At 72.9% G+C, this 26,273-nt stretch carries 13 protein-coding genes; 10 read left to right on the top strand and 3 right to left on the bottom strand.

Annotated elements, in window-relative coordinates:
* Window positions 1-8: 8 nt before the first annotated feature.
* Window positions 9-932, bottom strand: a complete 924-nt coding sequence (locus OG293_RS02855; RefSeq protein WP_405997152.1) for an alpha/beta fold hydrolase — start codon at window positions 930-932, stop codon at window positions 9-11.
* 304 nt (window positions 933-1,236) lie between these two features.
* Entirely contained in the window at window positions 1,237-1,761 is a 525-nt protein-coding gene (locus tag OG293_RS02850; protein ID WP_405997151.1) for a Tm-1-like ATP-binding domain-containing protein, read from the bottom strand.
* A 228-nt stretch (window positions 1,762-1,989) separates the two neighbouring features.
* On the opposite strand from OG293_RS02850, the gene OG293_RS02845 reads away from it, so the two are divergent.
* The 9 genes from OG293_RS02845 to OG293_RS02805 all read left to right on the top strand — a co-directional run bounded on the left by OG293_RS02845 (window position 1,990) and on the right by OG293_RS02805 (window position 24,254).
* The gene (locus OG293_RS02845; RefSeq protein WP_405997150.1) at window positions 1,990-8,799 is read left to right on the top strand and encodes an SDR family NAD(P)-dependent oxidoreductase; all 6,810 of its coding nucleotides are present in this window, start codon (window positions 1,990-1,992) and stop codon (window positions 8,797-8,799) included.
* On the top strand, window positions 8,792-13,522 hold the full coding sequence (locus OG293_RS02840; RefSeq protein ID WP_405997149.1) for a beta-ketoacyl synthase N-terminal-like domain-containing protein: 4,731 nt from the start codon (window positions 8,792-8,794) through the stop codon (window positions 13,520-13,522). Before OG293_RS02845 ends, OG293_RS02840 begins: the two co-directional genes overlap by 8 nt.
* Entirely contained in the window at window positions 13,512-13,886 is a 375-nt protein-coding gene (locus OG293_RS02835) for an acyl carrier protein (RefSeq protein WP_405997148.1), read from the top strand. Before OG293_RS02840 ends, OG293_RS02835 begins: the two co-directional genes overlap by 11 nt.
* A 7-nt stretch (window positions 13,887-13,893) precedes the next feature.
* A complete protein-coding gene (locus OG293_RS02830; protein WP_405997147.1) occupies window positions 13,894-14,709 on the top strand; it encodes an alpha/beta fold hydrolase in 816 nt (271 codons plus the stop codon).
* Window positions 14,706-15,875 carry a glycosyltransferase gene (locus OG293_RS02825; protein WP_405997146.1) on the top strand — a complete coding sequence of 390 codons (1,170 nt, stop codon included), beginning with the start codon at window positions 14,706-14,708 and terminating at the stop codon, window positions 15,873-15,875. Before OG293_RS02830 ends, OG293_RS02825 begins: the two co-directional genes overlap by 4 nt.
* Complete coding sequence (locus tag OG293_RS02820; protein WP_405997145.1) at window positions 15,872-17,743, top strand: class I SAM-dependent methyltransferase; 1,872 nt, start codon at window positions 15,872-15,874, stop codon at window positions 17,741-17,743. Before OG293_RS02825 ends, OG293_RS02820 begins: the two co-directional genes overlap by 4 nt.
* 6 nt (window positions 17,744-17,749) lie before the next feature.
* Complete coding sequence (locus tag OG293_RS02815) at window positions 17,750-18,625, top strand: galactokinase (RefSeq protein WP_405997144.1); 876 nt, start codon at window positions 17,750-17,752, stop codon at window positions 18,623-18,625.
* A gap of 349 nt (window positions 18,626-18,974) precedes the next feature.
* On the top strand, window positions 18,975-19,748 hold the full coding sequence (locus OG293_RS02810) for a hypothetical protein (RefSeq protein WP_405997143.1): 774 nt from the start codon (window positions 18,975-18,977) through the stop codon (window positions 19,746-19,748).
* A 1,128-nt stretch (window positions 19,749-20,876) separates the two neighbouring features.
* Window positions 20,877-24,254: a pyruvate carboxylase gene (locus OG293_RS02805; RefSeq protein WP_405997142.1), complete on the top strand. Its 3,378-nt coding sequence runs from the start codon at window positions 20,877-20,879 to the stop codon at window positions 24,252-24,254.
* 114 nt (window positions 24,255-24,368) lie between these two features.
* Here the strand turns inward: OG293_RS02805 and OG293_RS02800 are convergent, their stop codons facing one another.
* A complete protein-coding gene (locus tag OG293_RS02800; protein ID WP_405997141.1) occupies window positions 24,369-24,893 on the bottom strand; it encodes a hypothetical protein in 525 nt (174 codons plus the stop codon).
* A gap of 190 nt (window positions 24,894-25,083) precedes the next feature.
* Here OG293_RS02800 and OG293_RS02795 point away from each other — a divergent pair, with 190 nt between their 5' ends.
* Window positions 25,084-26,196, top strand: coding sequence for an XdhC family protein (locus OG293_RS02795; RefSeq protein ID WP_405997140.1), 1,113 nt, complete (start codon window positions 25,084-25,086; stop codon window positions 26,194-26,196).
* The last annotated feature ends 77 nt before the right edge of the window (window positions 26,197-26,273 follow it).

Genomic DNA, 26,273 nt, shown 5'->3' with positions numbered 1-26,273 from the left:
GGAATGTCTCAGGCGGCGTTGTCGCGGACCCAGGCGAGGATCGGCGGCAGCGCCGGCAGAGCGGCGAAGTGGGCGGCGGAGGGCTGCAGCACCGCGGACGCTCCGGGAATGCGCTCCGCCAGCCAGCGGAAGTGGCTCACCGGGGAGAAGACGTCGTGCTCGCCGTGCCAGAGCAGAATCGGTACGCCCTCGATGTCCTCGGGCTTGAACCCCCACGGCTCACGGAAGGACACGAGGTCGTCCACCCAGCCCGTCGGCTCCGGCGGGTCCTCCAACTCCGTCCTGGAACCGGTGGACTCGCCCACCGCGGAAAGGTAGTTGAGCAGCAGCAGATCCCGGATCCCCGCGTCCTCGACCACCCGGCGGTCCACATCGGGCATCTCCTCGTTGAGGGAGTTGAGGAGGGACGACGGATTTCTTCGGATGGCGTCCGCGTTCCGGGCGAGCAGGGCGCTCACCTGGGTCAGGTCGGGTGAGTGCCGGGCCATCATGCTGTACGTCATCACATTGGAGTCGGCCATGCCGACCAGCCAGTTCAGGCCCTCGGCGTCCGGTGGCGCCACCGTGACCACGGCCGCCGCGCTCGCCACCCGGCCGGGGCTGAGTGCCGCGCACGCGAGGGCGTGGGGACCTCCGCCGGAACGGCCGACCACGGAGTACCTCTCGATCTCCAGCGCATCCGCGATGGCGGCGACGTCCTTCGCCGCGTCCGCCACCCTCCGGCCGTAGTGGCGGTCGGAGTCGCCGTACCCCGGACGGTCGTACGCGATCAGGCGGATCGCGAGCTTGTGCAGGTCGAAGGTGAGCGGCCTGGGGCCGAGCCGGCTGCCGGGCGTGCCGTGCAGCAGGAACACCGGGTACCCCTTGGGGTCCCCCCATTCCTCATAGGCCAGCTTCCCGTCGCGGTCGGGCGCTTGCACCAAACCGAACACCCGTTGCCTCCCGTTGCCCAGCGGCTTCAGCCCGGAACGGCACCACAGCCCAGCATGCTGGACAGGGGTGCCGTTGGCAGCGCTCTTATCAGCCGAAGTGCCCGGACTCGGGTCGCGGCCGCAGTATGATCCGCGCCCTCGTAACACCATCGGCGGTTACGAAGGTATCCGACCCGCCCCCACCGCGCGCGCGGAACCCGCACGGAGCCCGCCCATGTGGAGGGTGAGCCCACGTTTCGGTAATTGACGTGGCGGCTCCCACGCCATGTCGCCGCCGCCGCGGACGACGACGACAGGATCCGGCTCAGGCCGTGGCCGCGGTCGTCGCCGAACGACCTGAGATCATCCGATCAAGGCGGTCGGCGGCGGCCCGCCCGAAGGCCGGGTCGTTGATATGTGTGTCGAATGTCCGGAACTCGACGCGGCTGTCGCCCAGTCCCGCGCAGAGTTCCGTCACCAGGACGGAGTCGGCGTGCGGGTCGTGGTGGGGGCCGCTGCTGACGCCGAGGGTCGACGGTCCGCGCAAGGGGGCGAAGACCGTCGTGGGGCGGCTCGGGCGGTGCGGAACCGGGGAGATCAGGACAACCTCGCGGTGTTGAACATGGCGCGCGGACAGAGCCCTGTCCGCCGCCGCGGGCCGGGTGACGTGGGCCGAGTACGCCGCGGCCCTGATCGAGCGGAGTGGGCCACGGCGACGAGACGGCGCGCCTGCTGAAGTGTGAGCCCGTGCCCGGACGGAAACTGTCGGTCCGGGAGGGAGCAAGGGCCGCACAGGCGAACAAATCCCCTTAACGGTAAGGGAATTGAGAGTTGGCTGGCAGCACTCCATACCTCTGTGGCAAGGGTGGCGGATGTGCTTGACAGTGTGAGCGGTCAGCCGCACGATGCAACGCGGCATGGCGAAGTTACCGCCGATTAGCTTGTCTCGTGATGCTGAAAGCCCCCCACCCACCGCGGTCCGAGCCACCGCGGCACCGGCATCGCCCCGGCCCTCCGTGCCGTGAACCAACGCTCGACGCTCCCTCGCCCGGCCCTGCTCGGAACCCAAGGAGAGCCCGTGATCCCTCAGCACACCCGGCACCCCGGCCGGGATCTCGTCGTCGTGGTCAGCCCGTTCGAGGAGCCCAACGCGGCGATGGTCGCGGCCGCCGCACGTGCCGGTGCGCTGGGCCTGCTCGACCTCGGCAGGGACCGCGACCGGGCGTGCGCGGCGATGGCCGGACTCCGCGGGCCGTACGGAGTCCGGGTACCGGCCGGGTGCCCCCTCGCGCCGGACCAACTCCCCGCTGCGGCCGACACCGTACTGCTCGCAAAGGAGCACTGGCGCACGGGCACCGTCCGGTGGTCGGCGGGCACTGCCCGCCGGGTGTGGGCCGAGGTCATCAGCCCCGCCGAGGCCGCGGCCGCCGTTGCCGCCGGAGCCGTCGGCCTCGTGGCCAGGGGGCACGAGGCGGGCGGCCGGGTCGGCGAGCTCACCACCTTCGTCCTGCTCCAACGCCTGCTCGCCGACCCGGAGCTGAACGTCCCGGTCTTCGCCGCCGGAGGCATCGGACCGAACACCGCAGCCGCCGCCGTCGCGGGCGGCGCCACCGGTGTCGTACTCGACTCCCAGCTCGCGCTCACCACCGAGGGCGTGGCCGAACTGCCCGGCGACGTCCAGGCAGCGATCTTGGCGATGGACGGCAGTGAAACCGCGCTCGTGGCCGGACACCGCATCTACGCCCGCCCCGATCTGTCCCCGCCGCAGGGAGACATCACCCCTCTGCTGGGAGCGCGAGGCCTCACCGTCCAGCCGCTGCCCATCGGACAGGAGGGCGCGACCGCTGCCCGGCTCGCCGCCCGCCACCGCACCACCGGGTCCGTCGTAGGGGCTGTCCGGGCGGCCATATCCGGCCATATCGAAGCGGCGGTACGAGCCCGTCCGCTTCGGCCGCGCCCCGACGACCGTCATCTGCCCGTCGCCCAGGGGCCCATGACCCGGGTCAGCGACCGGGCCGCCTTCGCCTCGGCCGTCGCAGACGCGGGAGGGCTGCCCTTTCTGGCCCTGGCCGTGATGGACGGCCGGGACGTGCGCGACCTGCTCACCGACACCGCCGAACGCCTCTCCGGCCTGGACTGGGGCGTCGGACTCCTCGGCTTCGCACCCGAGGAGCTCCGCCGCGAACAGCTCGCCGCCGTCGCCGAGGCCAAGCCGCCGTACGCGATCATCGCCGGAGGCAGGCCCGCGCAGGCCGCCCCGCTCGAAGCCGCCGGGACCCGGACCTACCTCCATGTGCCCTCGCCCGGACTGCTGGAACAGTTCCTCGCCGAGGGAGCACGGCGGTTCGTCTTCGAGGGCCTCGAATGCGGCGGACACATCGGCCCCCGCGCCGCCTTCCCGCTCTGGGAGGAGCAGATCGATCGGCTGCTCTCCTGCCCGTACGCCGCCGAACTCGACGTGCTCTTCGCGGGCGGCATCCACGACGAGCGTTCGGCCGCGATGGCGGTGGCCGCGGCGGGTCCGCTCGCCGAGCGCGGGGCTCGTACCGGCGTCCTCATGGGCACCGCCTACCTCTTCACCGAGGAGGCCGTCTCCGCCGGAGCCGTACTGCCCGGCTTCCAGCGCGCAGCCGTCGACTGCGAAGCCACGACGCTGCTGCGCACCGCCCCCGGACATGCCACACGCTGCGCCACCACCCCGTACGCCGACGTCTTCACCGCAACCGCGGAGCGGCTGCGACAGGACGGTGCGAGCCCGAACGAGGTCTGGGAGGAGCTGGAGAAGCTCAACATCGGGCGCCTGCGAATCGCCAGCAAGGGCCTGCGGCACACCGCGAGCGGCCTCACCGCGGCCGACGAGGACGAGCAGCGCGGCGAAGGCCTCTACATGCTCGGTCAGATCGCCACCGCCCGCACCGCCACCACCACCGTCTCCGCGCTGCACGCCCAGGTGACCGACGGCGCGACACTGCTGCTGGAGAACCGGCTGGAGCGGATGCGGGAGGTCGCGTCGGAGATGCCCCGGGCCGAGGATGCCCCGCTCGACATCGCCGTCGTCGGCATGGCCTGCCGCTACCCGGGCGCCGACGATCTCGCCGGTTACTGGGCGAACATCGTCGCCGGGACCGACTCCGTCACCGAGGTCCCGTCCGACCGCTGGGACGCCGACGCCTACTACGACCCGGACCCGGCACGGGCCGGGGAGCGGAGCTCGTCGCGATGGGGCGGATTCCTGTCGCCCGCGCCGTTCGACGCGCTCGCGCACGGTATCGCCCCGGCCTCGCTCGGCAGCATCGAACCGGTCCAGCTGCTCGCCCTCGACATCGCGTCCCGTGCGCTCACCGACGCCGGATACGGGGGCCGGCGGCAGTTCGACCGCTCCCGTACCTCCGTCGTGTTCGGCGCCGAGGCGGGCACGGACCTCGCGGGAGCCTACGGCTACCGCGCCCTGCACCCCGGCTATCTCGGCGCGCTGCCGCCCGAACTCGACGAACAGCTGCCCCGGCTGACCGAGGACTCCTTCCCCGGAGTCCTGGCCAACGTCATCGCCGGGCGGATCGCCAACCGCCTCGACCTCGGCGGCGCCAACTGCACCATCGACGCGGCCTGCGCCTCCTCCCTCGCCGCCCTCGACCTGGCATGCAAGCAACTGCGCGACCGGGACAGCGACATGGTGCTGTGCGGCGGCGCGGACGTGCACAACGGCATCAACGACTACCTGATGTTCGCCTCAGTACGGGCCCTGTCGCCCACCGGCCGCTGCCGCCCCTTCGACGCGTCCGCGGACGGCATCGCCCTCGGCGAAGGCGTCGCCTGCGTCGTACTCAAACGACTGGTGGACGCCGAGCGCGACGGCGACCGCGTCTACGCCGTCGTCAAAGCCGTCGGCGCGTCCAGCGACGGCCGCTCACTCGGTCTCACCGCGCCGCGCCCCGAAGGCCAGCGCAGGGCACTGGAGCGCGCCTACCGGCGGGCCGGAATCGCCCCGGCCGAGATCGGTCTGGTGGAAGCGCACGGCACGGGCACCGTCGTCGGCGACAGCACCGAACTGGCCGTCCTCACCAAAGTGTTCGGCGATCACGACGCCGGTGCCTGCTCCCTCGGGTCGGTCAAGTCACAGCTCGGGCACACGAAGTGCGCCGCGGGCCTGGCCGGGCTGATCAAGGCGGCACGGGCCGTCCACTCGGGCGTACGGCCGCCCACCCTCCATCTGACCAGCCCCAACCCCGACTGGCGCGCGAACACCAGCCCCTTCTGCTTCGACACCGAGGCCAGGCCGTGGGCCGTGCCCGCCGGGGAACGGCGCGCGGCCGTCAGCGCCTTCGGCTTCGGCGGCACCAACTACCACGCCGTCCTCGCCGGTCACGGGGACGGCGAGGAGCCCGTACACGGCCTGGACGTCTGGCCCGCCGAGCTGATCTGCTTCCGGGGAGCCGACCGCGTCGCCGCGCTGCGGGCCGTCGACCGCCTCGCCGCCCGACTGGCGCAGAACGACGCGGCGGGACGCCCATGGCCGCTGCGCGATCTGGCCGCCGAGACCTCGGCCGGTCACGAGCCGGTGCAGATCGCGGTCGTCGCCACCGACCTCGACGACCTGGCCGCCAAGACCGCCCGCGCCCGCGACCGCGCAGGCGGCGACGGTATCCATGTGCGCAGCGAAACACCCGGCCCCGGACGCACCGCCTTCCTCTTCCCCGGGCAGGGAAGCCAGCGTCCGGGCATGCTGGGCGACCTGTTCATCGCCTTCCCCCGGCTGCGGACACTGCTGTACGACGCCGATCCGCGCCGCGTGGCCGCGATGTTCCCGCCCGCCGCCTTCACACCCGAGGAGCGCGCCGCGCAGCGCGCGGCCGTCACCGACACGCGCACCGCCCAGCCCGCCCTCGGTCTCACCGGCGCGGCGGCCCACCTGCTGCTCACCTCGCTCGGACTGCGCCCCGACTGCGTGGCAGGACACTCCTACGGCGAACTGGTCGCGCTCTGGGCCACCGGCGCGTACGACACAAAGACCCTGCTGCGGCTGAGCGAGCGCCGCGCCGACGCGATCCTCGCCGCCGCCGGTGACGATCCGGGAGCGATGGCGGCGGTGTCCGCCGCCCCGCAGGATCTGCCCGAGCTGCCGGCCGGATGCGTGGTCGCCAACCACAACGCCCCTGCGCAGTGTGTGATTTCGGGCCCCACCGCGAGGGTCGAGGCGGCGATCACGCTGCTGCGCCGGGCGGGGATCACCGCGGAGCGCCTCCCTGTCGCCTGTGCCTTCCACAGCGAGGTGGTCGCGGGCGCGGCCGACACCCTCGCCGCGGAGCTGGCCGGCTCGCACGTCGGCGTGCCGGCGCTCCCTGTCTGGTCGAACACCACCGCCCGGCCCTATCCCGGGGACGAGGAAGGCGTCCGCCGGACGCTGGCACGCCAGCTCGCCGAACCCGTGCGCTTCGCCGACCAGATCGAGGCCATGTACGCATCCGGGGTACGGACCTTCGTGGAGGCGGGGCCGGGCCGGGTGCTCACGGGACTCGTCGGCCGTATCCTGGGCGACCGCCCGCACACGGCCGTCCCCGTCGACGTCCCCGGCGAACACGGTCTGACCCGCCTGGTCACCGCCCTCGCCGAACTCGCCGCGGCAGGGGTCCCGTTCGATCCGGAGCCGCTGTTCAAGGGGCGATCCGCGCCCCTTCCCGCCGAGGCGCCACGGCGCGCCGGATGGCTCGTCGACGGACACCTCGTGCGGACGGCGGACGGCCGGCCCGTCACCGGGGGCCTGCTCCCGGCCCGCCGGGTGGCCCCGGCCGCCCCTGCCGGAGCATCGACGGACCGGCGGGAGGACGCGGTACTGGAGTATCTGCGGGGCGCGAGGGAACTGGTCGCCGCGCAACGAGACGTACTGCTGGGCTACTTGGGGGCGCAGCGCGCGCCTGGCCGGGCGAGCGCGCCGAACGCGCCCGAGCCCGGCCTGCCGCAGATCGCCGCCCCACGAGAGAGCGCTGCCCCGCAACCGGCATCCCAGGAGCCGACGGATCAGCTGCTGACGCCCGATCAACTTCTCGATGCCGTACTGGAGATCGTCCACCGTCGCACCGGCTACCCGAGAGAGATGCTCGACCCCGCGCTCGACCTGGAAGCCGATCTCTCGGTGGACTCCATCAAACGCGTGGAGATCATCGGGGCCCTGGCCGACCGGATCGGGCTCCCGCGCGGCACGGACGGCCCCTCCGAATCCGCCGTCGAGCAACTCTCCAGGCTGAAGACCATCAGCGGCATCGTCGACTGGATCGTCGCCCACCGCCCGGCACCTACCCCCGCCGACACGGATCTCACGCCCGCCGACACCGATCACACCCCCGTGGCCCTGCCGACCTCCGCATCGACGCCCGCCTCCGGCCCTCCTCGGCCCACCCGCCCCGCCCGGCTCGTGGTGGAGGTCACCGCCGTGGGGCCGCCCGACACCGGCGACCTTGCCAAGGTGCTCCCCGGCCTGCGGCTCGCCGTCGTCGACGACGGCCTCGGGGTCGCCGCCGCACTCGCCGCCGCCCTGGAATCCCACGGAGCGGAAGTGCGCACCCTGCACCCCGAGCGACTCGCGGACGCCGCCGGAGCCGACGGAGTCGTGGACCTCAGCTCGCTGCGCCCCGCGCCGGAACCCGTGCTCCCGGAGGCGTTCGGCGCACTGCGCGAGATCCTGACAGCGGGCACACGCAGGCTGGTGCTCGTCACCGGACGCGGGGGAGCATTCGGTCGGACCACGCCGTCGGACGAGACACCCGGCTCACCCGATCCGGTCCCCGGCGCCGGGCTGTACGGCTTCGCCCGTACCGCCGCGATCGAGCACCCCGGCACCGCCGTGCGCGCCGTGGACATCGACCCCAAGGACCGCCCCGAGCGGATCGCCGCCCATCTGATCGCCGAACTGTGCGGCCCCGAGGAGCCGGTGGTCGTCGGCTACACGGCCGGCACCCGCAACACCCTGCGTACCGTCGCCGCCCCCCTTCCCGTCGACGAACCCGCTCCGTCGCTCCCCATCGGCCGCGAGGCGGTGGTGCTGCTCACCGGCGGGGCCCGCGGCATCACCGCGCGTACGGCCCTGGCACTGGCCCGAGCCACCGGCTGCCACATCGAACTCATCGGCCGCACGGCACCCCCCGACGGAGCCGAGGACCCCACCGTCGGCCACGCCCATGACCGAGTGGCCCTGCGCGCGGCCCTCGTGGCGCGGGGCCTGCGCACGCCCGCGGACATCGAGGCCGCCGCGACACGCATCCTCGCCGCACGCGAGGTCGGCGCCACCCTCGACGCCCTCACCCGAACGGCCGCGTCGGTCCGCTACCACACGGCCGATGTCACCGACGCCGACGCCGTGCGCAAGGTCGTCCAGGACATCCGCGGGCGACACGGCAGGCTCGACGGCATCGTTCACGGGGCCGGAACCATCGAGGACAAGCTGCTCCGCGACAAGGACCCGGCGTCCTTCGCGCGGGTCTTCGCCACCAAGGTCGACGGCGCCCGCCATCTCGCCGACGCGGCCGCCGACCCCGGCGGCTGCCCGGCGCCTGCCTTCCTCGTACTGTTCGGCAGCGTCGCCGGCGTCTTCGGCAGCCGCGGTCAGGCCGACTACGCGGCCGCCAACGAGGCCCTGGACACGTTCGCCGCCACGACCTCCTGGTCCCAGCGCTTCCCGGGCCGGGTCCTGTCCCTCGACTGGGGCCCCTGGGCCGCCGAGGCGGGAGGCATGGTCACCCCGGAACTGGAACGGATGTACGCGAGCCGGGGCATCCCGCTCCTCGACCCTGCTGCCGGGTGCGCCGCCCTGCTCGCCGAACTGGCGCACCGCACCAGCGGTCAGGTCGTCCTGCTCGCCGAGGAGAACACGGGCGGGGAGGAGGGCCGTGGCTGATCTCCGCCACGGCCCCCTGCCGACGGACGCCGCCGTCGTCGGCATGGGCGCCGTCTTCCCGGGCGCCGTGGACCTGGCCGCCTACCGGAGAAACCTCTTCGCCGGCACGGACGCCATCGGCGACGTACCGCCCGGTCGCTGGGATCCCCAGGTCTACTACGACCCGAACGGCAGCGAAGGGGCGGCCCGAAGCGACCGTTTCTACTGCCGTCGCGGCGGCTTCATCGACGATCTCACCGCCTTCGATCCGACGACGTTCGGCATCATGCCCGCGGCCGTGGAAGGCGCCGAGCCGGATCAGATGCTCGCGCTGCGGGTCATCGCCGAGGCCGTCGCCGACGCGGGCGGCGAGGAGTGGCTGCCCGCCGACCGGTCCCGCATCGGTGTCATCCTCGGCCGCGGCGGGTTCATGGGCGTCGCGACCGCCCGGCTCGACCAGCGTGTCCGTACCGCACACCAGCTTGCGGCGACCCTGCGCGAACTCGCCCCCGAGCTGGGCGAAAAGCGCATCACCGCCGTGCGCGAGGCCTTTCAGGCAGGGCTCGGCCCCGAACGGCCCGAGGCGTCGATCGGTCTGGTGCCCAGCTTCACCGCCGCCAGGGCGGCCAACCGCCTCGACTTCCGGGGCCCCGCCTACACGCTCGACGCGGCCTGCGCGTCCTCCCTGCTCGCCGTCGAGCAGGGCATCGGGCTCCTGGCGGGCGGCAGTTGCGACCTGGTGGTCGCCGGGGCTGTCCACCACTGCCACATCGCCACGCTCTGGAGCGTCTTCACCCAGCTGCGGGCGCTCAGCCCGAGCCAGTGCATACGCCCCTTCGACCGCCGTGCCGACGGCACACTGCTGTCGGAGGGCACAGGTGTTGTGCTCCTCAAGCGCCTGAAGGACGCCGAACGCGACGGCGACCGGATCTATGCGGTCGTCCGAGGAGCCGGCGTGGCCGGCGACGGGCGGGCCGCGAGCCTGATGAGCCCAGTTGTGGACGGCCAGATACGGGCCCTGCGCCGGGCGTGGGCGCAGGCCGGGCTCGATCCGACCGCGCCCGGCGCACTCGGCCTCCTGGAGGCGCACGGCACCGGCACCCCGGTCGGCGACGCGGCGGAACTCACCACCCTGGCCGAGGTCTTCGGCCCGCGTACGGCGGGCGCCGGGTCCGTCGCGCTCGGTTCGGTGAAGTCGATGCTCGGTCACACGATGCAGGCCTCAGGGATGGCCGGGCTGATCAAGGCCGTCCTCGCGGTGCACCACGCAACGCTGCCGCCGACCCTCCATCTCGACGAGCCGCACGAGGGGTTCGCGGCGACGCGCATGCGTCCGGTGACGGCGGCGGAGCCCTGGGAGCGGGGGAGCGGGCCGCGACGGGCGGGTGTGAACGCGTTCGGCTTCGGCGGGATCAACGCCCACGTGGTGCTGGAGGAGGCGCCCGGCGCGTTCGTCCCTGGCGCATTCGTACCGGGCGGGCGGTCAGGCCGCCCCGCTGTCGCTGTCGCCTCGAAGGCCGCCCCGGAGGACTGCGGGGTGACTCTGCTGGCCGCCTCGACGGCCGGCGAACTGAGGCGACTCGTCGAGGAGTTGCCCGGCCGCGGCTCGTACTCGGGCTCGGACTCGTACTCGGGCTCGTACTCGGACTCGTACTCGGGCTCGGGCTTCGGCTTCGGCTCCGGCTCCGGGTCGCCGAGCCCGGAGCCGGTCGAGCGGATGTCCCGCACACGCCCGTACCGGCTCGCCGTCCTCGGGCTCACCGCGAAGCGCCGGGCCCTGGCCGCGGCGGTCGTCGCCCGCGGGAAACCGTGGCGTGGCCGCGGCGGTGTCTGGTTCACGCCCAGCCCCCTGCTTGCCGCCCAAGGCGGCCGACTCGCCTTTCTCTTCCCCGGCCTGGAACCGGACTTCGCGCCGAGCGCCGACGAAGTCGCCGACCGCTTCGGGCTGCCGCGACCCGCCCTGACCGGTGGAGGCACGCTCATGGAACGGGCGCTCGACGCCGTCGCCGTCGGCCGTCTCTACGCCCGTGTGCTCCCCGAGCTCGGCATCCACGCCGATCTGCTGGCCGGTCACAGCCTGGGCGAATGGACCGCGATGGTGGTCGCCGGGATGTATCCCCAGCAGGCTGTGGACACGTTCCTGGACTCGCTGCGGCCCGGCGACCTGGATGTCCCCGATCTCGTCTACGCGGCACTGGGATGCGGGGCGGGACAGGCCGCCGGCGTGCTCCAGGGGCTGGACCGTGTCGCCGTCAGCCACGACAACTGTCCCCACCAGTCGGTCCTGTGCGGCGAACCCCGTCCCCTGGCCGAAGCCCTGCGCAGACTGGCGGACGAAGGAGTGCTCACCCAGGAGCTGCCGTTCCGGTCGGGTTTCCACACGGCCATGTGGGCCCCGTACCTCGATCAAGTGCGTGCCGCGTTCGCCGCGCTGCCGCTGCGACCCCCGAACGTGCCCGTCTGGTCGGCGACCACCGTCGCCGCGTACCCGCGCGACGAGATGGAGGTACGGGACGTGGTGCTGCGCCATCTGCTGGAGCCGGTGCGCTTCAGGGAACTGACGACCCGGCTGTACGCGGAGGGGGTGCGGGCCTTCGTGCAGATGGGGCCCGGCAGCCTTCCGGGCTTCGTGGGGGACACCCTGCACGGCCGCGAACACCTCGCCGTATCCGCCGGCGCGGGGCGGGGCGCAAGCGGGCTCGACCAACTCCGCCGCCTGGCCGCGGCGCTGTGGACCGAGGGTCTCGACCCCTGCTGGGACCGGCTGACGGAGGCCGGTCGCGAGCGCGCGACCACGAAAGGCGAGGCGAGGGGCGACGCGAAAGGCGAGGCGAGGGGCGACGCGAACGGCGACGCGAACGGCGACGCGAGGGGCGACGCGAACGGCGACGCGAGGGGCGACGCCAGGAGCGCGCCGATAGCAGGACACCCAGCCTCTGCCGCCTCGCCGCCCGCCTCTGCCGGCGTCAACGGCCCGGTACGGCTCGACCTCGGATCGGGGCTGGTGAGCCTGGGCGGCACCGTGCCGCCCCTCGCCCTCGCCGTCCGTACGATCTCGGGTTCCACCGGTGATCCGGGACTGCTGACGTCCTTCGACGCCGTACTCGACGAGACCCAGGACGCGGTACGCGCCGTCGCAGCCGCGCTGCGCACGGCTCCCGCCCCCGGCACACCGCCCGCACCCGTCCCGGCCCCGGCCCCTGCCCGCCGGACACGGCGGCTGTCCCTGGAGACCATGCCGTACGTCCGCGACCACTGCGTCTACCTCCAGCCGGACAACTGGCCCGAGCCCTCGGACCGATTCCCCGTCGTCCCCATGACCACCCTGCTCGAACTGGCCGCCGACGCGGCGCGCGAGGCCGCACCCGGACGGGTCGTGACCGGCTTCGACGAGATGCGGGCCCTGCGCTGGCTGCCCGTCGAGCCGCCCCTCGACGCCGAACTGGACATCGCCTCGGCGGGCGACCGGATACGAGTGGAGATCGGCGGGAGCGCGACCGTCACCGTCGTCCTCGCCGACCACCATCTTTCCCCTCCCGCCCCCGACCGCTCGGCGCCGACCCGCGAAGACCCGCCTCCCGTCAGTGCCGAGGCCCTCTACCGGGACCGGTGGATGTTCCACGGCCCCGCCTTCGCCGGTGTCCACGAGGTTACCGGCGTCGCCGCCGACGGCATCCGCGGGGTCCTGCGTGCCCTGCCCGCCCCCGGCGCGCTGCTGGACGCCGCCGGGCAACTGCTCGGCCACTGGATGCAGTTGAAGCTGCCCGCCGACCGGCTGGTCTTCCCCGCGTCGCTGGAACGGGTCCGCATGTACGGGCCCGCTCCGCGCGAGGGCGCGCTCATCGGCGCCACCGCCCGCATCCGCGCCGTGCGGCCCGACTCCGTACGTGGGGACGTGGAACTCACCGCTTCCGACGGGAGCGTCTGGGCCCGCCTTGAGGGCTGGACGTACCGGCGCTTCGCCGCCGACGAGCGGGTGTGGCCGATGAAGTTCACACCGGAGATCTGCGGGATCGGCGAGCCGCAGCCCGGCGGCTGGTGCCTGGCCCGGCGCCGCTGGACCGACCCCGCCTCGCAGGAGCTCGTGATGCGACGCTATCTGGGGGCCGCCGAACGCGCGGTGTACGACCGGCGCCCGACCCGGTCCCGCGCAGCCTGGCTGCTCGGGCGCATCGCGGCCAAGGACGCCGTGCGCCAGCTGCTGTGGGACGGCGGTGCGGGGCCGCTGTTCCCCGCGGAGGTCGCGGTCGGCAACGACGACCTGGGCCGCCCCCGTGCGGAAGGGGCGGTCGCCGCCGGACTGCGGCTCTCCCTCGCACACAAGGACCGGCTGGCCGTCGCCTGCGCCCATCCGACCCATGACGTCGGCATCGACGTGGAAACGGTCACCGAGGACCCGGCAGCGCTCGCCCGTATCGCGCTCGGTCCCGAAGAGCGCCTGGTCGCCGAAGAGCTTGCCGCGCGCGAGGGGCACGGCCCGGCACAGGCGCTGACCACGCTGTGGTGCGCCAAGGAGGCCGCAGCCAAGGCCGAGGGCACCGGCCTCGGCGGACGCCCGCGCGAGTGGTCCGTCACCGAGGGAGTCTCCGGGCTGCGGGTGCGCTCGCCCGGGGGCCGCAGTCACACCGTACGGATCAGCACAGTCCACGATCTGCCGGGCCCGCACGGCACACCCACGATCCATGTTGTCGCCCGGACCCTAGCCCCCACCCCCACTCCGACGGAGGCCGGACATGGCATCTGACCCCACCGCCGACCAGATACTCGCCGAGATCACCGCCATGCTCGTCGAGACCGTCGGCGATGAGTTCCTTCTCGCGGAAGAGGTCTCGCCCACGACCACCTTCAACGAGGATCTCGCCCTGGAGAGCATCGAGTTCGTCGCGCTGGCCGAACTGCTCCAGAAACGGTACGGGGCGTCGGTGGACCTGATGGCCCTCCTGGCCGAGAAGGACATGGAGCAGATCCTCGCCATGACGGTCGGCGACCTCGTGTCCCACATCGCCGGAGCCCCAGGAGCCCCAGGAGCCCCAGGAGCCCCAGGAGCCGCCGAAGCACCCGGAGCACTCGCGGCACCCGATGCCGCCGCCCCGGCCCGGGCCCGCTGAGCCCGCCATGGCCGACATACTCGCCAACTCGCTCCGCTTCCACGTCCAGCGGCTGCGCGCGCCACAGGCCGGCGGCGACCCGGGAGTGACGACCGTGTTCATGCACGGCCTGGTCGTCGACAACCTCTCCAGCTTCTACTGCACCCTCGCCGTCCCGGCCGCCCGCGCAGGGCACGACGTCGTCCTCTACGACCTGCGCGGCCACGGCCGCACCGAGCGCCCGCCCACCGGATACGACATCGCCACCGCCGTGCGCGATCTGACCACCCTGCTCGCGGCCCTCGGCCTCGACGACCGGCCCGTACAGCTGATCGGCAACAGCTACGGCGGCACCCTCGCACTGCACACCGCGCTCGCGCGCCCCGACCTCGTCGCCGGGCTCATCCTCATCGAGGCTCCGCTGAGCGGCCCGTGGATCGAGAACATGCTCGACACGCTCTCCGTAGCCGCGATCGGCCTCGAAGGCAGCCGGGTGCCGAGCGAACTCGCCTCGATCGGAGCCCGCAAGGCCGCCCGGCTGACCGCCACCGCCGACGAGCTCCTCAACCGCACCACCCTGATCGACGACATCGCCGCGGGGCGTCCGTTCACGGCCGACGACTTCGCCGAGGTGCGGTGCCCGGTACTGGCCGTCTGCGGAGAGCACTCCGAACTCGTGCCCGGAGCACGGGAGCTGGCCCGCCACGCGCCTCACAGCACCGTCCGCGTACTGCCGGGACTGGGCCACGACGTCCTCCAGGGCGGTACCGCCGAGCTCCGGGAGGCCGTCCTCGCGTGGCTGGGCCAGGCCGTGCGGCAGCAGTTCGAAGCGGTCACCGTATGAGGGCGCTGTTCGTCGTCCCGCCGCTCGCCGGGCACGTCAATCCGACGATCGCCGTGGCCGCCGAACTGACCGCGCGAGGACACCAGGTCGCCTGGACGGGTCCCGCCGAGGTGCTCTCCCGTCTGCTGCCCGCCCGCGCCACTCTCCTGCCCGCCGGGGACCTCACCGGGGCCGGAGGCTTCGGCGCGCTGCACGAACGCTGGCGCGACCTGCGCGGGGTCGCCGCGCTGCGCTTCCTGTGGGAGGAGGCACTCGTCCCCCTCGCGCACGGGATGCTGCCCGGAGTCGACGCGGCCGTCGAGGCCTACGCCCCCGATGTGGTCGTCGCCGATCAGCAGGCGCTCGCCGGCGCCGTCGTCGCCCGGCAGAGGGGACTGCCGTGGGTGACCTCCGCGACGACCACCGCCGAATTCACCCGGCCCTTCGCCGGTTTCCCGAAGGTGGGGGAGTGGGTGACCGACCAGGTCGCCGGATTCCTCGTCGCGTGCGGAGCGCCCGCCGGCTGGGACCCCCGCTTTTCGGACCGCCTCGTCCTCGTCTTCTCCACCCCGGAACTCCTTGGCGAGCGCGAGAGCCGGCCGGGACACCACGCCTTCGTCGGACCCGCGTTGGGCTCCCGTCCGCCCGACGGCTCGACCTTTCCCTGGCGCAGGCTCGACCCCTTGCGAAGCCGGGTGCTCGTCTCGCTGGGCACCCTCAACCGCGAGGCGGGCGGGCGTTTCTACGACGCGGTCCTGCGGGCGGGCGAACGTCTCGCCGACCGTGTGCAGCTGATCCTCGCCGCGCCGGCGGATGTCGTCGGCGCGGTGCGCCATGAGCACGTCCTGCTCCAGGAGTACGTCCCCCAACTCCCTTTGCTGCCCCACCTCGACGCCGTCGTCTGCCACGGAGGGCACAACACCGTCTGCGAGGCACTCGCCCACGGCCTGCCCCTGGTCGTCGCGCCTGTCCGTGACGACCAGCCGATCGTCGCCCAGCAGGTGGCGGACGCCGGGGCGGGTGTCCGGGTGCGTTTCGGGCGCCCGCGCGCGGACGAGATCCACGACGCTCTGTGTGCCGTCGTCGACAACGGGCACCACCGCAGTTCCGCCCGCCGTATCCAGGCGTCCTTCGCCGCCGCCGGCGGTGCCGCGGCCGCGGCCGACAGGTTGGAGAAGCTGATATGACACAGCCCCGAACCGGCGTCCCCTGGGCCGCCGTGGTCGCCCTGGCAGGGCTGACCGCGGGCACCGTACGCGCCCGGCGCCGCCTGGCAGCCATACCGGTCCTCGACATCCCCGCAGATGCGCCGACTGCGGACACGCCTCCCGAGGACGGCTGGCACCTGATCACCGCGCGAGGCGTCGACGTCGACCGGGCGACCCTGAGAGCGGCGATCAGCCATGCGGAACACGCCGGCCTCGACCTCCTCGACCTGATCCCGGGCCTCCTCGACACCGACCACGCCCTGGGCCTGCTGCGCGATCTCCACCTGAAGGACTCCCGCTTCGCCCGCACCCACCGGCCCCGCGGCGCCGGGCACGCCCTGCTGGTCGCCGACGACGTCCTGCGCCGGGCGGAAGCCACGAGCGGAGCCGATCTCGACACCGTGGAACTGCAGTCGCTGCTTGGCCGGTTGAAGGAATACGCGCCCGCGGCGACGAGCGTCGCCATCGCCCCCGGCATGAGAGTCCCCGCCCCCGATCCGGCCCTGCGGGCCGGCGAGCTGCGTGCCCAGGGGCTCCCTCCCGGCCTGGTGGCCGCCGCCCAGCTGGCGGGACTGGCTCTGCTGACCCGCACGGCCGTCAGGGACCGCCGCTGGGGTGCCGCGGCGCTCGCCCTCTACTGGCTCCAGCCCGCCCTGGTCCTCGGCGGCTCCGGCGGTGCGTTGCGGCCCGGGGACCTGCGCGGTGCCGTCGCCGCGAGGCCCCTGCACTCCTTGGCGGCGGCGCTGCGCACCGCCGTGGGCGAGAATCCCGGCAAGGCGGAGACATCGGCCGCGATGGAGGCGCTGCGGCCCGGCTACACCATCGAACTCAAGGCGGGCACGGAGCGGTTCTTCGAGGCCCGCCGCCCCGACTGCCCCTGGTGCGGCTCCACCGAACTCCTCGTCCGGACCCGGATGCCGGACCAGTTCCAGGGCAAGCCCGGCCTGTTCACCCTCGAAGAGTGCGGCGACTGCGGGCACGTCTTCCAGAACCCCCGCCTCTCCCTCGACGGCCTCGACTTCTACTACCGCGACTTCTACGAGGGCCTCGGCGTCGGCGGCGCCGCCCAGGTGTTCGGCGGAATGGGCCGCTCCTACCGTGCCCGCGCCGAGATGCTGAAGCCCTTCGGTACGCCCGCGGCCTGGCTCGACGTGGGCACCGGGCACGGCCACTTCTGCAACAGCGCACGCGACATCTGGCCCGGAACCCGGTTCGACGGCCTGGACATGGCCGAAGCGGTGCGGGAGGCGGAGGCCCGTGGCTGGGTCGGCACCGCCCACTGCGGGCAGTTCCCCGAACTCGCCCCGGGGCTCGTCGGCCGCTACGACACCCTCAGCATGTCCCACTACCTGGAACACACCCGGGACCCGCTCGCCGAGCTCGACGCCGCCGCCGCGGTACTGCCTTCCGGCGGGCATCTGCTCATCGAGCTGCCCGACCCCGAGTCGCGCCTCGCCCGGCTGCTGGGCCCGTACTGGCTGCCGTGGTTCCAGCCGCAGCACCAGCACCTCATGCCCATCGGCAACCTCAAGCGGGCACTGGCCGACCGCGGGTTCACCGTGCTCGCCGAGGAGCACGGCACCGCCCACCAGGCCTGTGACTTCGTCGGCGCCGTCCTGCTCACCGCGAACCGGCTCGCCCCCAATCCGTACGCCCCCTGGGGACCGGGCAGTGCCACCACCGCCCGGCGCGCGCGCCGCGCCGCCGTGTGGACGGCGGCGCTGCCGTGCTTCGCCGTCGCCGCGGGACTGGACCGTGTGCGCGCGGTCGTGGCCCGCGCCAACGACGGCGGCAACGCCTACCGCCTGCTCGCCCGCAGGACACCGGCGCCCCACAAGGCGGGGTGAACCGGCGTGCCCTTGCAGGACATCGCCCGCCGCCACACGGCCGACCCGCTCTTCCGGCTGGTCGCCTACGCCCTCGAATCGGCACACGAGCGGCTCCCGGACACGGTGTGGAGCGCCCCTCACGCCTTCCACCTCGGCTCGCCGTATCTCGTCGCGGCGGCGGGGTGGCCGGTGGCGGCAGCCGCGGCACCGCGCGACGACGGCATCGCACGGCTGAGTTCGCTCGCACACCCCGCGCACAGCTGCGAACTCCCGCTCACCGGTCCGCCCGCACCCCACCCGGACTGGGCGGCCCGCACCTATGCCCTGCTGCGGGCGATGGCCGGCGTCGGATACGGACGTGGAGGCATCGACCTGCACATCCACTCCACGCTGACCGCCGCCACCGGGCTGTCCAGCGTGGAACCACTGGAGTGCGCCGTGGCCCTTGCCGTGGCCGACCTGCACGCCGGTGACACCCGGGCCGAACCGCCGCGCGGCCGACTCGCCGCTCTCGCCAAGGACGCCGCACCCGAGGGCGACGCAGCGCTGCGCGAGGCCGTCCTGTTCGCCCGCCCCGGCCGTGCGCTGCTGCTCGGCGAGAGCGGCCGGCGGCACATCCCCTTCGACCCGGCCGGCCAAGGAGCGAGGTTGATGCTGGTGGTCACCCGAGGTGAAGGCCCGGGCGACATCCGGCGCGCCGTGGCGAGCGCCCGTCGGGCGGGCGCGAGCGCCGCCTGGTGGCCCGGGGCGCGGCCCGAGCGCAGCGCGCTGGTGCTGCTGCCTGAGGACCGGCTGACCGGCGTCCGTGCCTGCGTGGCCGAGGAGTTCCGGGCCTGCGGACTGCGCGTGCCGCGGTTCGTGAACATCACCGTGGCGGGCGCGGCCCGCCGCGAGCAGTAGCGGATTCAGGAGGAACGGCCCATGAAACCAAGAGTTCTGCCGGACCGTACGCCCGCGCGAGGACCGGGCTCCGCCGCCACGCGCGGCAGCAGATGGCGGACGGCGGCGGCGCTCCGCACAGGGCCGTGAGGTCGGTTACGTCTCCGGCGGTGACCCGTCAGGCCCCGGTGAGGAATGGCTTCTCGGAACGTGTCGGCCCCGTCCGTCATCTTCTGTGACGTGACCCCCATGCGCAGCGCGTGTCCGGCCTGGTGCACGATCTGGAGGTAAGGGGGGCACTTCGATGCGCCGGTTGCGACACATTCGCCCGGTGCTGTGAGCGTGAGGGGTTGAGCGGCCGGTGATGCCTGTGGCTGATGTTCGTCGCGACACTGTCGGGGACGACCACATTTCCAGGGGCGAGCCCCTCGACGGAGACGTCCAGGGGCAGGACTCGGCCTTCCGCTGGTTTCTGCGCTTCGTCGCGCGCACCCTGTACGGCGAATGGCGCGGCATCGTCGTCGCGCCCACCAAGGAACTGTTGCGCCGGCGCCTGAGCGGGGTGTCCCTGGCGCTGCTGGCCAACTTCGCGGTCATCTTCTTCCATGCCATCCACCAGACGCCGACCGGCGCGGTCGTGGTGCGGGTGCTCGGCGGGGTGTGGGCCGATCTCCCGCTTCCCATCGCCCTGCTGCGGACTCCTGTGTCGCTGTTCGTACCGGCCCTGGATCTGCCGGTGTGGGCGGGCATCACGCAGCTCTTCCTGGCGTTCGCGCTCGCCGAGCTCGCCCTCGGCCGTACCCGGACGCTGCTGGTCGCGTACGCCACGACGCTGGCGGGCACCCTCAGCGTCCGGGTGATGATCGCGATCGGACCGGATCATTGGGGCGGTCTGCCGCCCGAGATCGGGCAGGTGCTCGACACGGGACCGTCCGCGGCGGTCGTGGGGCTGTTCACCTACCTCGCCGTGGTCCGCCGTGCCCCCGTCCTCTTCTCGCTGACCGGCGGGTCCATGGTGCTGGAGTCGGTCGTGAAACCGAATCTGGCGGCGCGTGAGCATCTGGTCGCGATAGCGGCGGCGATCGTTCTCGGCCTGCTGCACGGCCGTCGCGCATGGGTCACCTCCCTGGTGTGGCGGAGGTGAAAGCCGAAGCCCGCGGCCGGCGCCGAGTCGTGCAGCACCGGCCGGGCAGGGGCTCGACGCGCCCCCCACCGCTCCCCGAGCCCGGCCGCATCGGGCAGCTCGTCGGCCAGACCGGTGGTGACCAGCAGCCGGGACCCTCGGGCGGTGGGTTCTCAGCCCACGGCCGGGGCGCGGTCGAGACAGGGGCTCGGCGGCTCGGGGAACCCCGGCAGCGTCGCGACATCGAGGCCGGGAGCGGTGCACGGGGTGCCCAGCGGCCCGCCCGGTGCCAGGTGCCCGTGACCCTCACCCAGCTGTCCGGGGGCGGCGCCTTCGCGCCGTGCATCGGTGTCGGCCCGCCGTTCCTCGGTGAGTCCTTCCGGGTGGTTCGCATCCGCTCCGGTTGTCCGCGAGAAGCCATCACCGTAATGCCCAGGACCGGCAAAAACGGACAGCGTGGGCGCTGAAACGTCTGACTGAACACCACACATTCGGCGTAAGGCGAAGAATGGCGGGGCCCGAGTGCCCTCCCCCGCGGCCCGCACGGCCTCACCGTCGCTCCTGGCTGCTTTCCGGCCAGCGGCCTGGCATCGCACCGACCGGTACCTCGCCGCTGCCGTCCGCGGAAATCCAAGGTCGCGGGTGTTGACGCCGGAACTCTGGGCAGTTGCCGGGGTGTGCAACCGAGCCGTACTTCCGTCGCCGTCTGCACGAGTGGGCGTCAAGGGCGCTACGGTGATCCCACCAGCCCGGCGTGTCCGTTCCCCCCGTACGTGACACTCCGGGCTGGTCCGTGCTCTCACGCGCGCATCAGTCCGCCGTGGCACGCCGCACACCGCCTCTTCCCTGCCGCACCACGGGAATTGAGTGCGCCCACGAAACCTTCCGGCGCGTGTCCAACGTCACGCGCCGGCCGCCCTGCTGCCCGCGACCTGGTCGGATGCCGTCGGGTACGGTGACCAACGCTCCCGGCTCCACAGAGTGGTGGAGTCCGGCAGAACGGCCGACAGTGGTCGACATGGTGCACAACACCAGCAAATTATCGACATCGCCCACATCGTCCACATGGACACCGGATGCCCCTCTCGGCACCGGACGTGACATCCCTACACCTGAGGCCGCCCGCCCGCGACACGACAGGGGAGTTTGATGTTCCGCAAGGTATTGGTCGCCAACCGAGGTGAGATCGCCATCCGCGCCTTCCGCGCGGCGTTCGAGCTCGGTATCTCCACCGTGGCGGTATTCCCTTACGAGGACCGCAACTCATTGCACCGGGCCAAGGCGGACGAGGCGTACCAGATCGGTGAACGCGGTCATCCGGTGCGCGCCTATCTGTCGGTCGACGAGATCATCAAGGCCGCCCGCAAGGCGGGCGCCGACGCGATCTACCCCGGATACGGGTTCCTTTCGGAGAACCCGGACCTGGCCGCGGCGTGCGCGGAGGCGGGAATCACCTTCGTCGGGCCGCCCTCGGACGTACTGCACCTGACGGGCAACAAGTCCCGCGCGGTCGCCGCGGCGCGCGAGGCCGGGGTGCCCGTGCTCAAGTCGTCGCCGCCCTCCACGGACGTGGACGGGCTGCTCGCCGCGGCCGACGAGATCGGCTTCCCCCTGTTCGTCAAGGCCGTCGCAGGCGGCGGCGGGCGCGGCATGCGCCGGGTGGCCGAGGCCACCGAACTGCGCGAGTCGATCGACGCGGCGATGCGCGAGGCGCAGTCCGCGTTCGGCGACGCCACGGTCTTCCTCGAACAGGCCGTGGTGAACCCCCGCCACATCGAGGTTCAGATCCTCGCCGACGGCCACGGCAATGTCGTCCACCTCTACGAGCGTGACTGCTCGGTGCAGCGGCGCCACCAGAAGGTCGTCGAGATCGCGCCCGCACCGAACCTGGACCCGGATCTGCGCGAGCGGATCTGCGCCGACGCCGTCGCGTTCGCCCGCCACATCGGCTATGTGAACGCGGGCACCGTGGAGTTCCTCGTCGACGAGCGCGGCAATCACGTCTTCATCGAGATGAACCCCCGCATCCAGGTCGAGCACACGGTGACCGAACAGGTCACCGGCCGGGACCTGGTGATCGGCCAGCTGCGCATCGCCGCAGGCAAGTCGCTTCCCGAACTGCGCCTGACCCAGGACGACATCGTTCTCACGGGCGCCGCCCTCCAGTGCCGCATCACCACCGAGGACCCCGCGAACGGCTTCCGGCCCGACACCGGCACCATCTCCGCCTACCGCTCGCCCGGCGGCCCCGGCGTCAGGCTCGACGGCGGCACCGTCCACACCGGCGCCGAGGTGTCCGCGCACTTCGACTCGATGCTGGTCAAGCTCACCTGTCACGGGCACGACTTCGCCAACGCATCCCGTCGCGCGCGCCGCGCGATCGCCGAGTTCCGCATCCGAGGAGTGGCCACCAACCTGCCGTTCCTGGGGGCCGTGCTGGACCACGCGGAGTTCAGGGCCGGCCGCATCACGACCAGCTTCATCGACGAGCATCCCGAGCTGATCCGGGCCCGTCCGTCCGCCGACCGCGGCAGCCGGATGCTCACCTACCTCGCCGAGACGACCGTCAACCGGCCCCACGGGCCTCGCCCGGACGTCATCAACCCCGTCGACAAGCTGCCTCCCATCCCGCTCGGCGCGTCCGCGCCGGCCGGGTCCCGGCAGCGCCTCGCCGCCCTCGGCCCCGAGGCCTTCGCCGCCGAACTGCGCGCCCGGTCCGCCGTCGCCGTCACGGACACCACCTTCCGTGACGCCCATCAGTCGCTGCTCGCGACCCGGGTGCGCACCCGCGACCTGCTCGCCGTCGCCCCGCACGTCGCCCGTACGGCACCGGAGCTGCTGAGCCTGGAGTGCTGGGGCGGCGCCACCTACGACGTGGCCCTGCGCTTCCTCGCGGAGGACCCCTGGGAGCGCCTCGCCGCCCTGCGCGAGGCCGTACCCAACATCTGTACGCAGATGCTGCTGCGCGGGCGCAACACGGTGGGATACACCCCCTACCCGACGGAGGTGACGGAGGCGTTCGTCGCCGAGGCCGCGACCACCGGGATGGACATCTTCCGGATCTTCGACGCGCTCAACGACGTCTCGCAGATGCGCCCCGCGATCGACGCGGTGCGCGCCACGGGCACGGCGCTGGCCGAGGTCGCCCTCTGTTACACCGGAGACCTGTCGGACCCCGCCGAGCCGCTCTACACACTCGACTACTACCTGCGGCTCGCCGAGGAGATCGTCGAGGCGGGCGCACATGTGCTCGCGATCAAGGACATGGCCGGGCTGCTGCGCCCGCCCGCCGCACGCACGCTGGTGAAGGCGCTGCGCGAGCGCTTCGACCTCCCGGTGCACCTGCACACCCACGACACCGCGGGAGGGCAGCTCGCCACGCTGATCGCCGCGATCGACGCGGGGGTCGACGCCGTCGACGCCGCCGTCGCCTCCATGGCGGGCACCACCAGCCAGCCGTCGCTGTCGGCGCTGGTCGCGGCCACCGACCACACGGAACGGGCGACCGGTCTCTCGCTCCAGGCCGTCGGTGATCTGGAGCCGTACTGGGAGGCCATGCGGAAGGTCTACGCGCCCTTCGAGTCCGGGCTCGCCTCGCCCACCGGGCGGGTCTACCACCACGAGATCCCCGGAGGGCAGCTCTCCAACCTGCGCCAACAGGCGATCGCGCTCGGCCTCGGCGACCGCTTCGAGCTGATCGAGGACTGCTACGCGGCGGCGGACCGGATGCTGGGCCGCCTGGTGAAGGTGACGCCGTCGTCGAAGGTGGTCGGCGACCTCGCGCTGCATCTCGTCGGGGCCGGGGTCGAGGCCGCGGACTTCGAGTCGGACCCCGGCAAGTTCGACGTGCCGGACTCCGTGATCGGTTTCCTGCGAGGCGAACTGGGCACCCCGCCCGGCGGCTGGCCGGAGCCGTTCCGCACCCGCGCGCTGCAGGGCCGCCCGCCGAAGTCGGAGGTCGCCACGCTGTCGTCCGAGGATGAGCGAGGTCTCAAGGACGCGCGCCGGTCGACGCTGAACCGGCTTCTGTTCCCCGGCCCGACGAAGGACTTCGAGGCCCACCGCGAGGCGTACGGCGACACGTCCGTCCTGCCCACGCAGGACTACTTCTACGGCCTGGAGCAGGAGAAGGAGCACACGGTCACCCTTGAGCCGGGTGTCACGCTGCTGATCGAGCTGGAGGCCATCTCCGACGCCGACGAGCGAGGCTTCCGTACCGTGCTGGCCACGCTCAACGGCCAGCTGCGCCCGGTGTCGGTGCGGGACACGTCGGTCGCCACGGACGTCAAGGCGGCGGAGAAGGCCGAGCGGGGCAACGAGCGCCATGTCGCCGCGCCGTTCGCCGGAGTCGTCACGCTCCAGGTGGACGAGGGTGCGTCGGTGTCGGCGGGCCAGACGGTCGCGACCATCGAGGCGATGAAGATGGAGGCGTCGATCACCGCTCAGCGCTCCGGCACGGTCCAGCGCCTGGCGATCGGCAGGATCCAGCAGGTCGAGGCCGGTGACCTGCTCATCGAGATCGGCTGACGCGGGCGGCTGACACAGAAGGCCGACACGCATGCAGGACGGCCGGCCCGGCGGAGCATTCCGACCGGGCCGGTGTGCCGACCCGATTCCGGGCGTTGCCCGCGATCGGGTGGCCTAATCCTTGTCCGGGCCCTGCGCCCGGACCTGCTGTACGTGTTCGAGGGATTCGCGCAGATCGGTCAGCCAGGTGTCCGCGTTGCGCTGCACCAGGCGGACGCACCAGGCCAGGGCGTCGCTGCGGCTCCGGGCCACGCCCCCGGCGATGAGGGTGTCGAGCGTCTGTCGCTCGGACTGGCGCAGTCGTGTCATCACGGGTGCGGAGACGGTGGTGAACATGGCCCGCCGGTCGCCGCACTGCGCGCCCCAGGAGACCTTGCGCCCGAAGCGCCGCTCGGCTTCGCGGGCGACGTCGATCCGTTCGTCGCGGGTGCGCTCCCGGAACTCCGAGACGCGTCCTTCCAGGGAGGCCTCACGTTCCGTCGTGGACGCGTCCTCGCCGAGGTCGGGCTCAGGGATCCGGCCGACGACGGTGATCTCCTCACGGTCGACGGCGACGTCCAGGAGCTCGACGAAGAGTCCTTCCGGCAGCCGCCCGGCGAACCAGCCGCGCAGCGCCTTCTCCTGCTCGTTGGTAATCATGTAATCAACATTACTCAGCGGTGAGGCGGAGGGAAGAGGGTCAGCTTGCGGCGTAACGCCCACCCGGCCCGACGCGACCGCGGGCGGTCCCCGCATGGGCTCGCGCCTGCCGTGAGGGCGGCCTAGAGTTGCCGATGTCGGTGCGGAACGGCAGATACTGCCTGCCCTCGACCGGTGGGGAGGTGGTCCGGTGCGCGAGATCCTCCCGGCGCTGAGCCGCTGGTACGCGGCCGGAGAGCCGTTCGGTCTGGCCACGGTTGTCGCGGTGAGCCGCAGCGCGCCGCGTGGCCCCGGGGCGGCGATGGCGGTGGGCCCCGGCGATCAGGTCGTGGGCAGCGTCTCCGGCGGCTGTGTGGAGGGCGCGGTCTTCGACCTGGCCAAGGAGGTCGTGGAGAGCGGAGAGGCACGGCTGGAGACGTTCGGCTACAGCGACGAGGACGCGTTCGCCGTCGGACTCACCTGCGGCGGCGAGATCACCGTTCTCGTACGGTCCGTGTCGCCCGCGGCCGACACCTCGTTCGACGAGGTCGCCGCGTCGGTCGCCGGGCACCGCCCGGTGGTGGTGGCGACCGTGACCGACGGCCCCGCCCCGCGCGGGGCGACACTCGCGGTGTGGCCCCAGGAGATCTCGGGGACGCTGGGGTCGCAGGGACTCGACGCCGCCGTCACCGCCGACGCGCGCGGCGAACTGGCCCAAGGGGCCACCGGGCTGCGGCACTACGGCCCGCACGGCGAGCGGCGCGAGGACGATGTCACCATGTTCCTCCAGGCGTTCGCGCCGCCGCCGCGGATGCTGGTCTTCGGTGCGATCGACTTCGCCGCGGCGGTGGCCCGGATCGGAGCGTTCCTCGGCTACCGCGTCACGGTCTGCGACGCCCGCCCGGTCTTCGCCGACCCGCGGCGCTTCCCGGACGAGGCCGACGTGGTCGTCGACTGGCCCCACCGGTATCTGCGCGGCACGGACGTCGACGACCGGACCGTGATGTGCGTCCTCACCCATGACCCGAAGTTCGACGTCCCGCTGCTGGAGGTGGCGCTGCGCTCCCCGGCCGCTTACATCGGTGTGATGGGCAGCCGGCGCACACACGAGGACCGGCTGGCGCGGCTGCGCGACAGAGGCATGGAGGCCGGTGAACTGGCGCGGCTGCGCTCACCCATCGGCCTCGACCTCGGGGCCCGCACGCCCGAGGAGGTTGCGGTCTCGATCGCCGCGGAGATCGTCGCGCTGCGCTGGGGCGGCAGCGGAAGTCCGCTGGCGGACACGGCGGGGGCCATTCACCCACCACGGCTGAAATCGGTGTGAGGCCCAGTCTCCCGGGCGCCCGGCGCGGGAACTCGCCCCCGCCGTACCGGCCGTCGTCCTCATCCACGGAGGAAGGG

Source organism: Streptomyces sp. NBC_00829, from assembly GCF_045161795.1.
Taxonomy (GTDB): Bacteria; Actinomycetota; Actinomycetes; order Streptomycetales; family Streptomycetaceae; genus Streptomyces.
Note: the sequence above shows the minus strand (reverse complement) of the source record. Positions and strands in the feature narration are given on the sequence as shown.

Coding starts and splice junctions, on each gene's coding strand:
- OG293_RS02830 (WP_405997147.1), top strand. CDS start 13,894: ATGGCCGACATACTCGCCAACTCGCTCCGCTTCCACGTCCAGCGGCTG.
- OG293_RS02825 (WP_405997146.1), top strand. CDS start 14,706: ATGAGGGCGCTGTTCGTCGTCCCGCCGCTCGCCGGGCACGTCAATCCG.
- OG293_RS02835 (WP_405997148.1), top strand. CDS start 13,512: ATGGCATCTGACCCCACCGCCGACCAGATACTCGCCGAGATCACCGCC.
- OG293_RS02820 (WP_405997145.1), top strand. CDS start 15,872: ATGACACAGCCCCGAACCGGCGTCCCCTGGGCCGCCGTGGTCGCCCTG.
- OG293_RS02850 (WP_405997151.1), bottom strand. CDS start 1,761: ATGGAGTGCTGCCAGCCAACTCTCAATTCCCTTACCGTTAAGGGGATT.
- OG293_RS02800 (WP_405997141.1), bottom strand. CDS start 24,893: ATGATTACCAACGAGCAGGAGAAGGCGCTGCGCGGCTGGTTCGCCGGG.
- OG293_RS02805 (WP_405997142.1), top strand. CDS start 20,877: ATGTTCCGCAAGGTATTGGTCGCCAACCGAGGTGAGATCGCCATCCGC.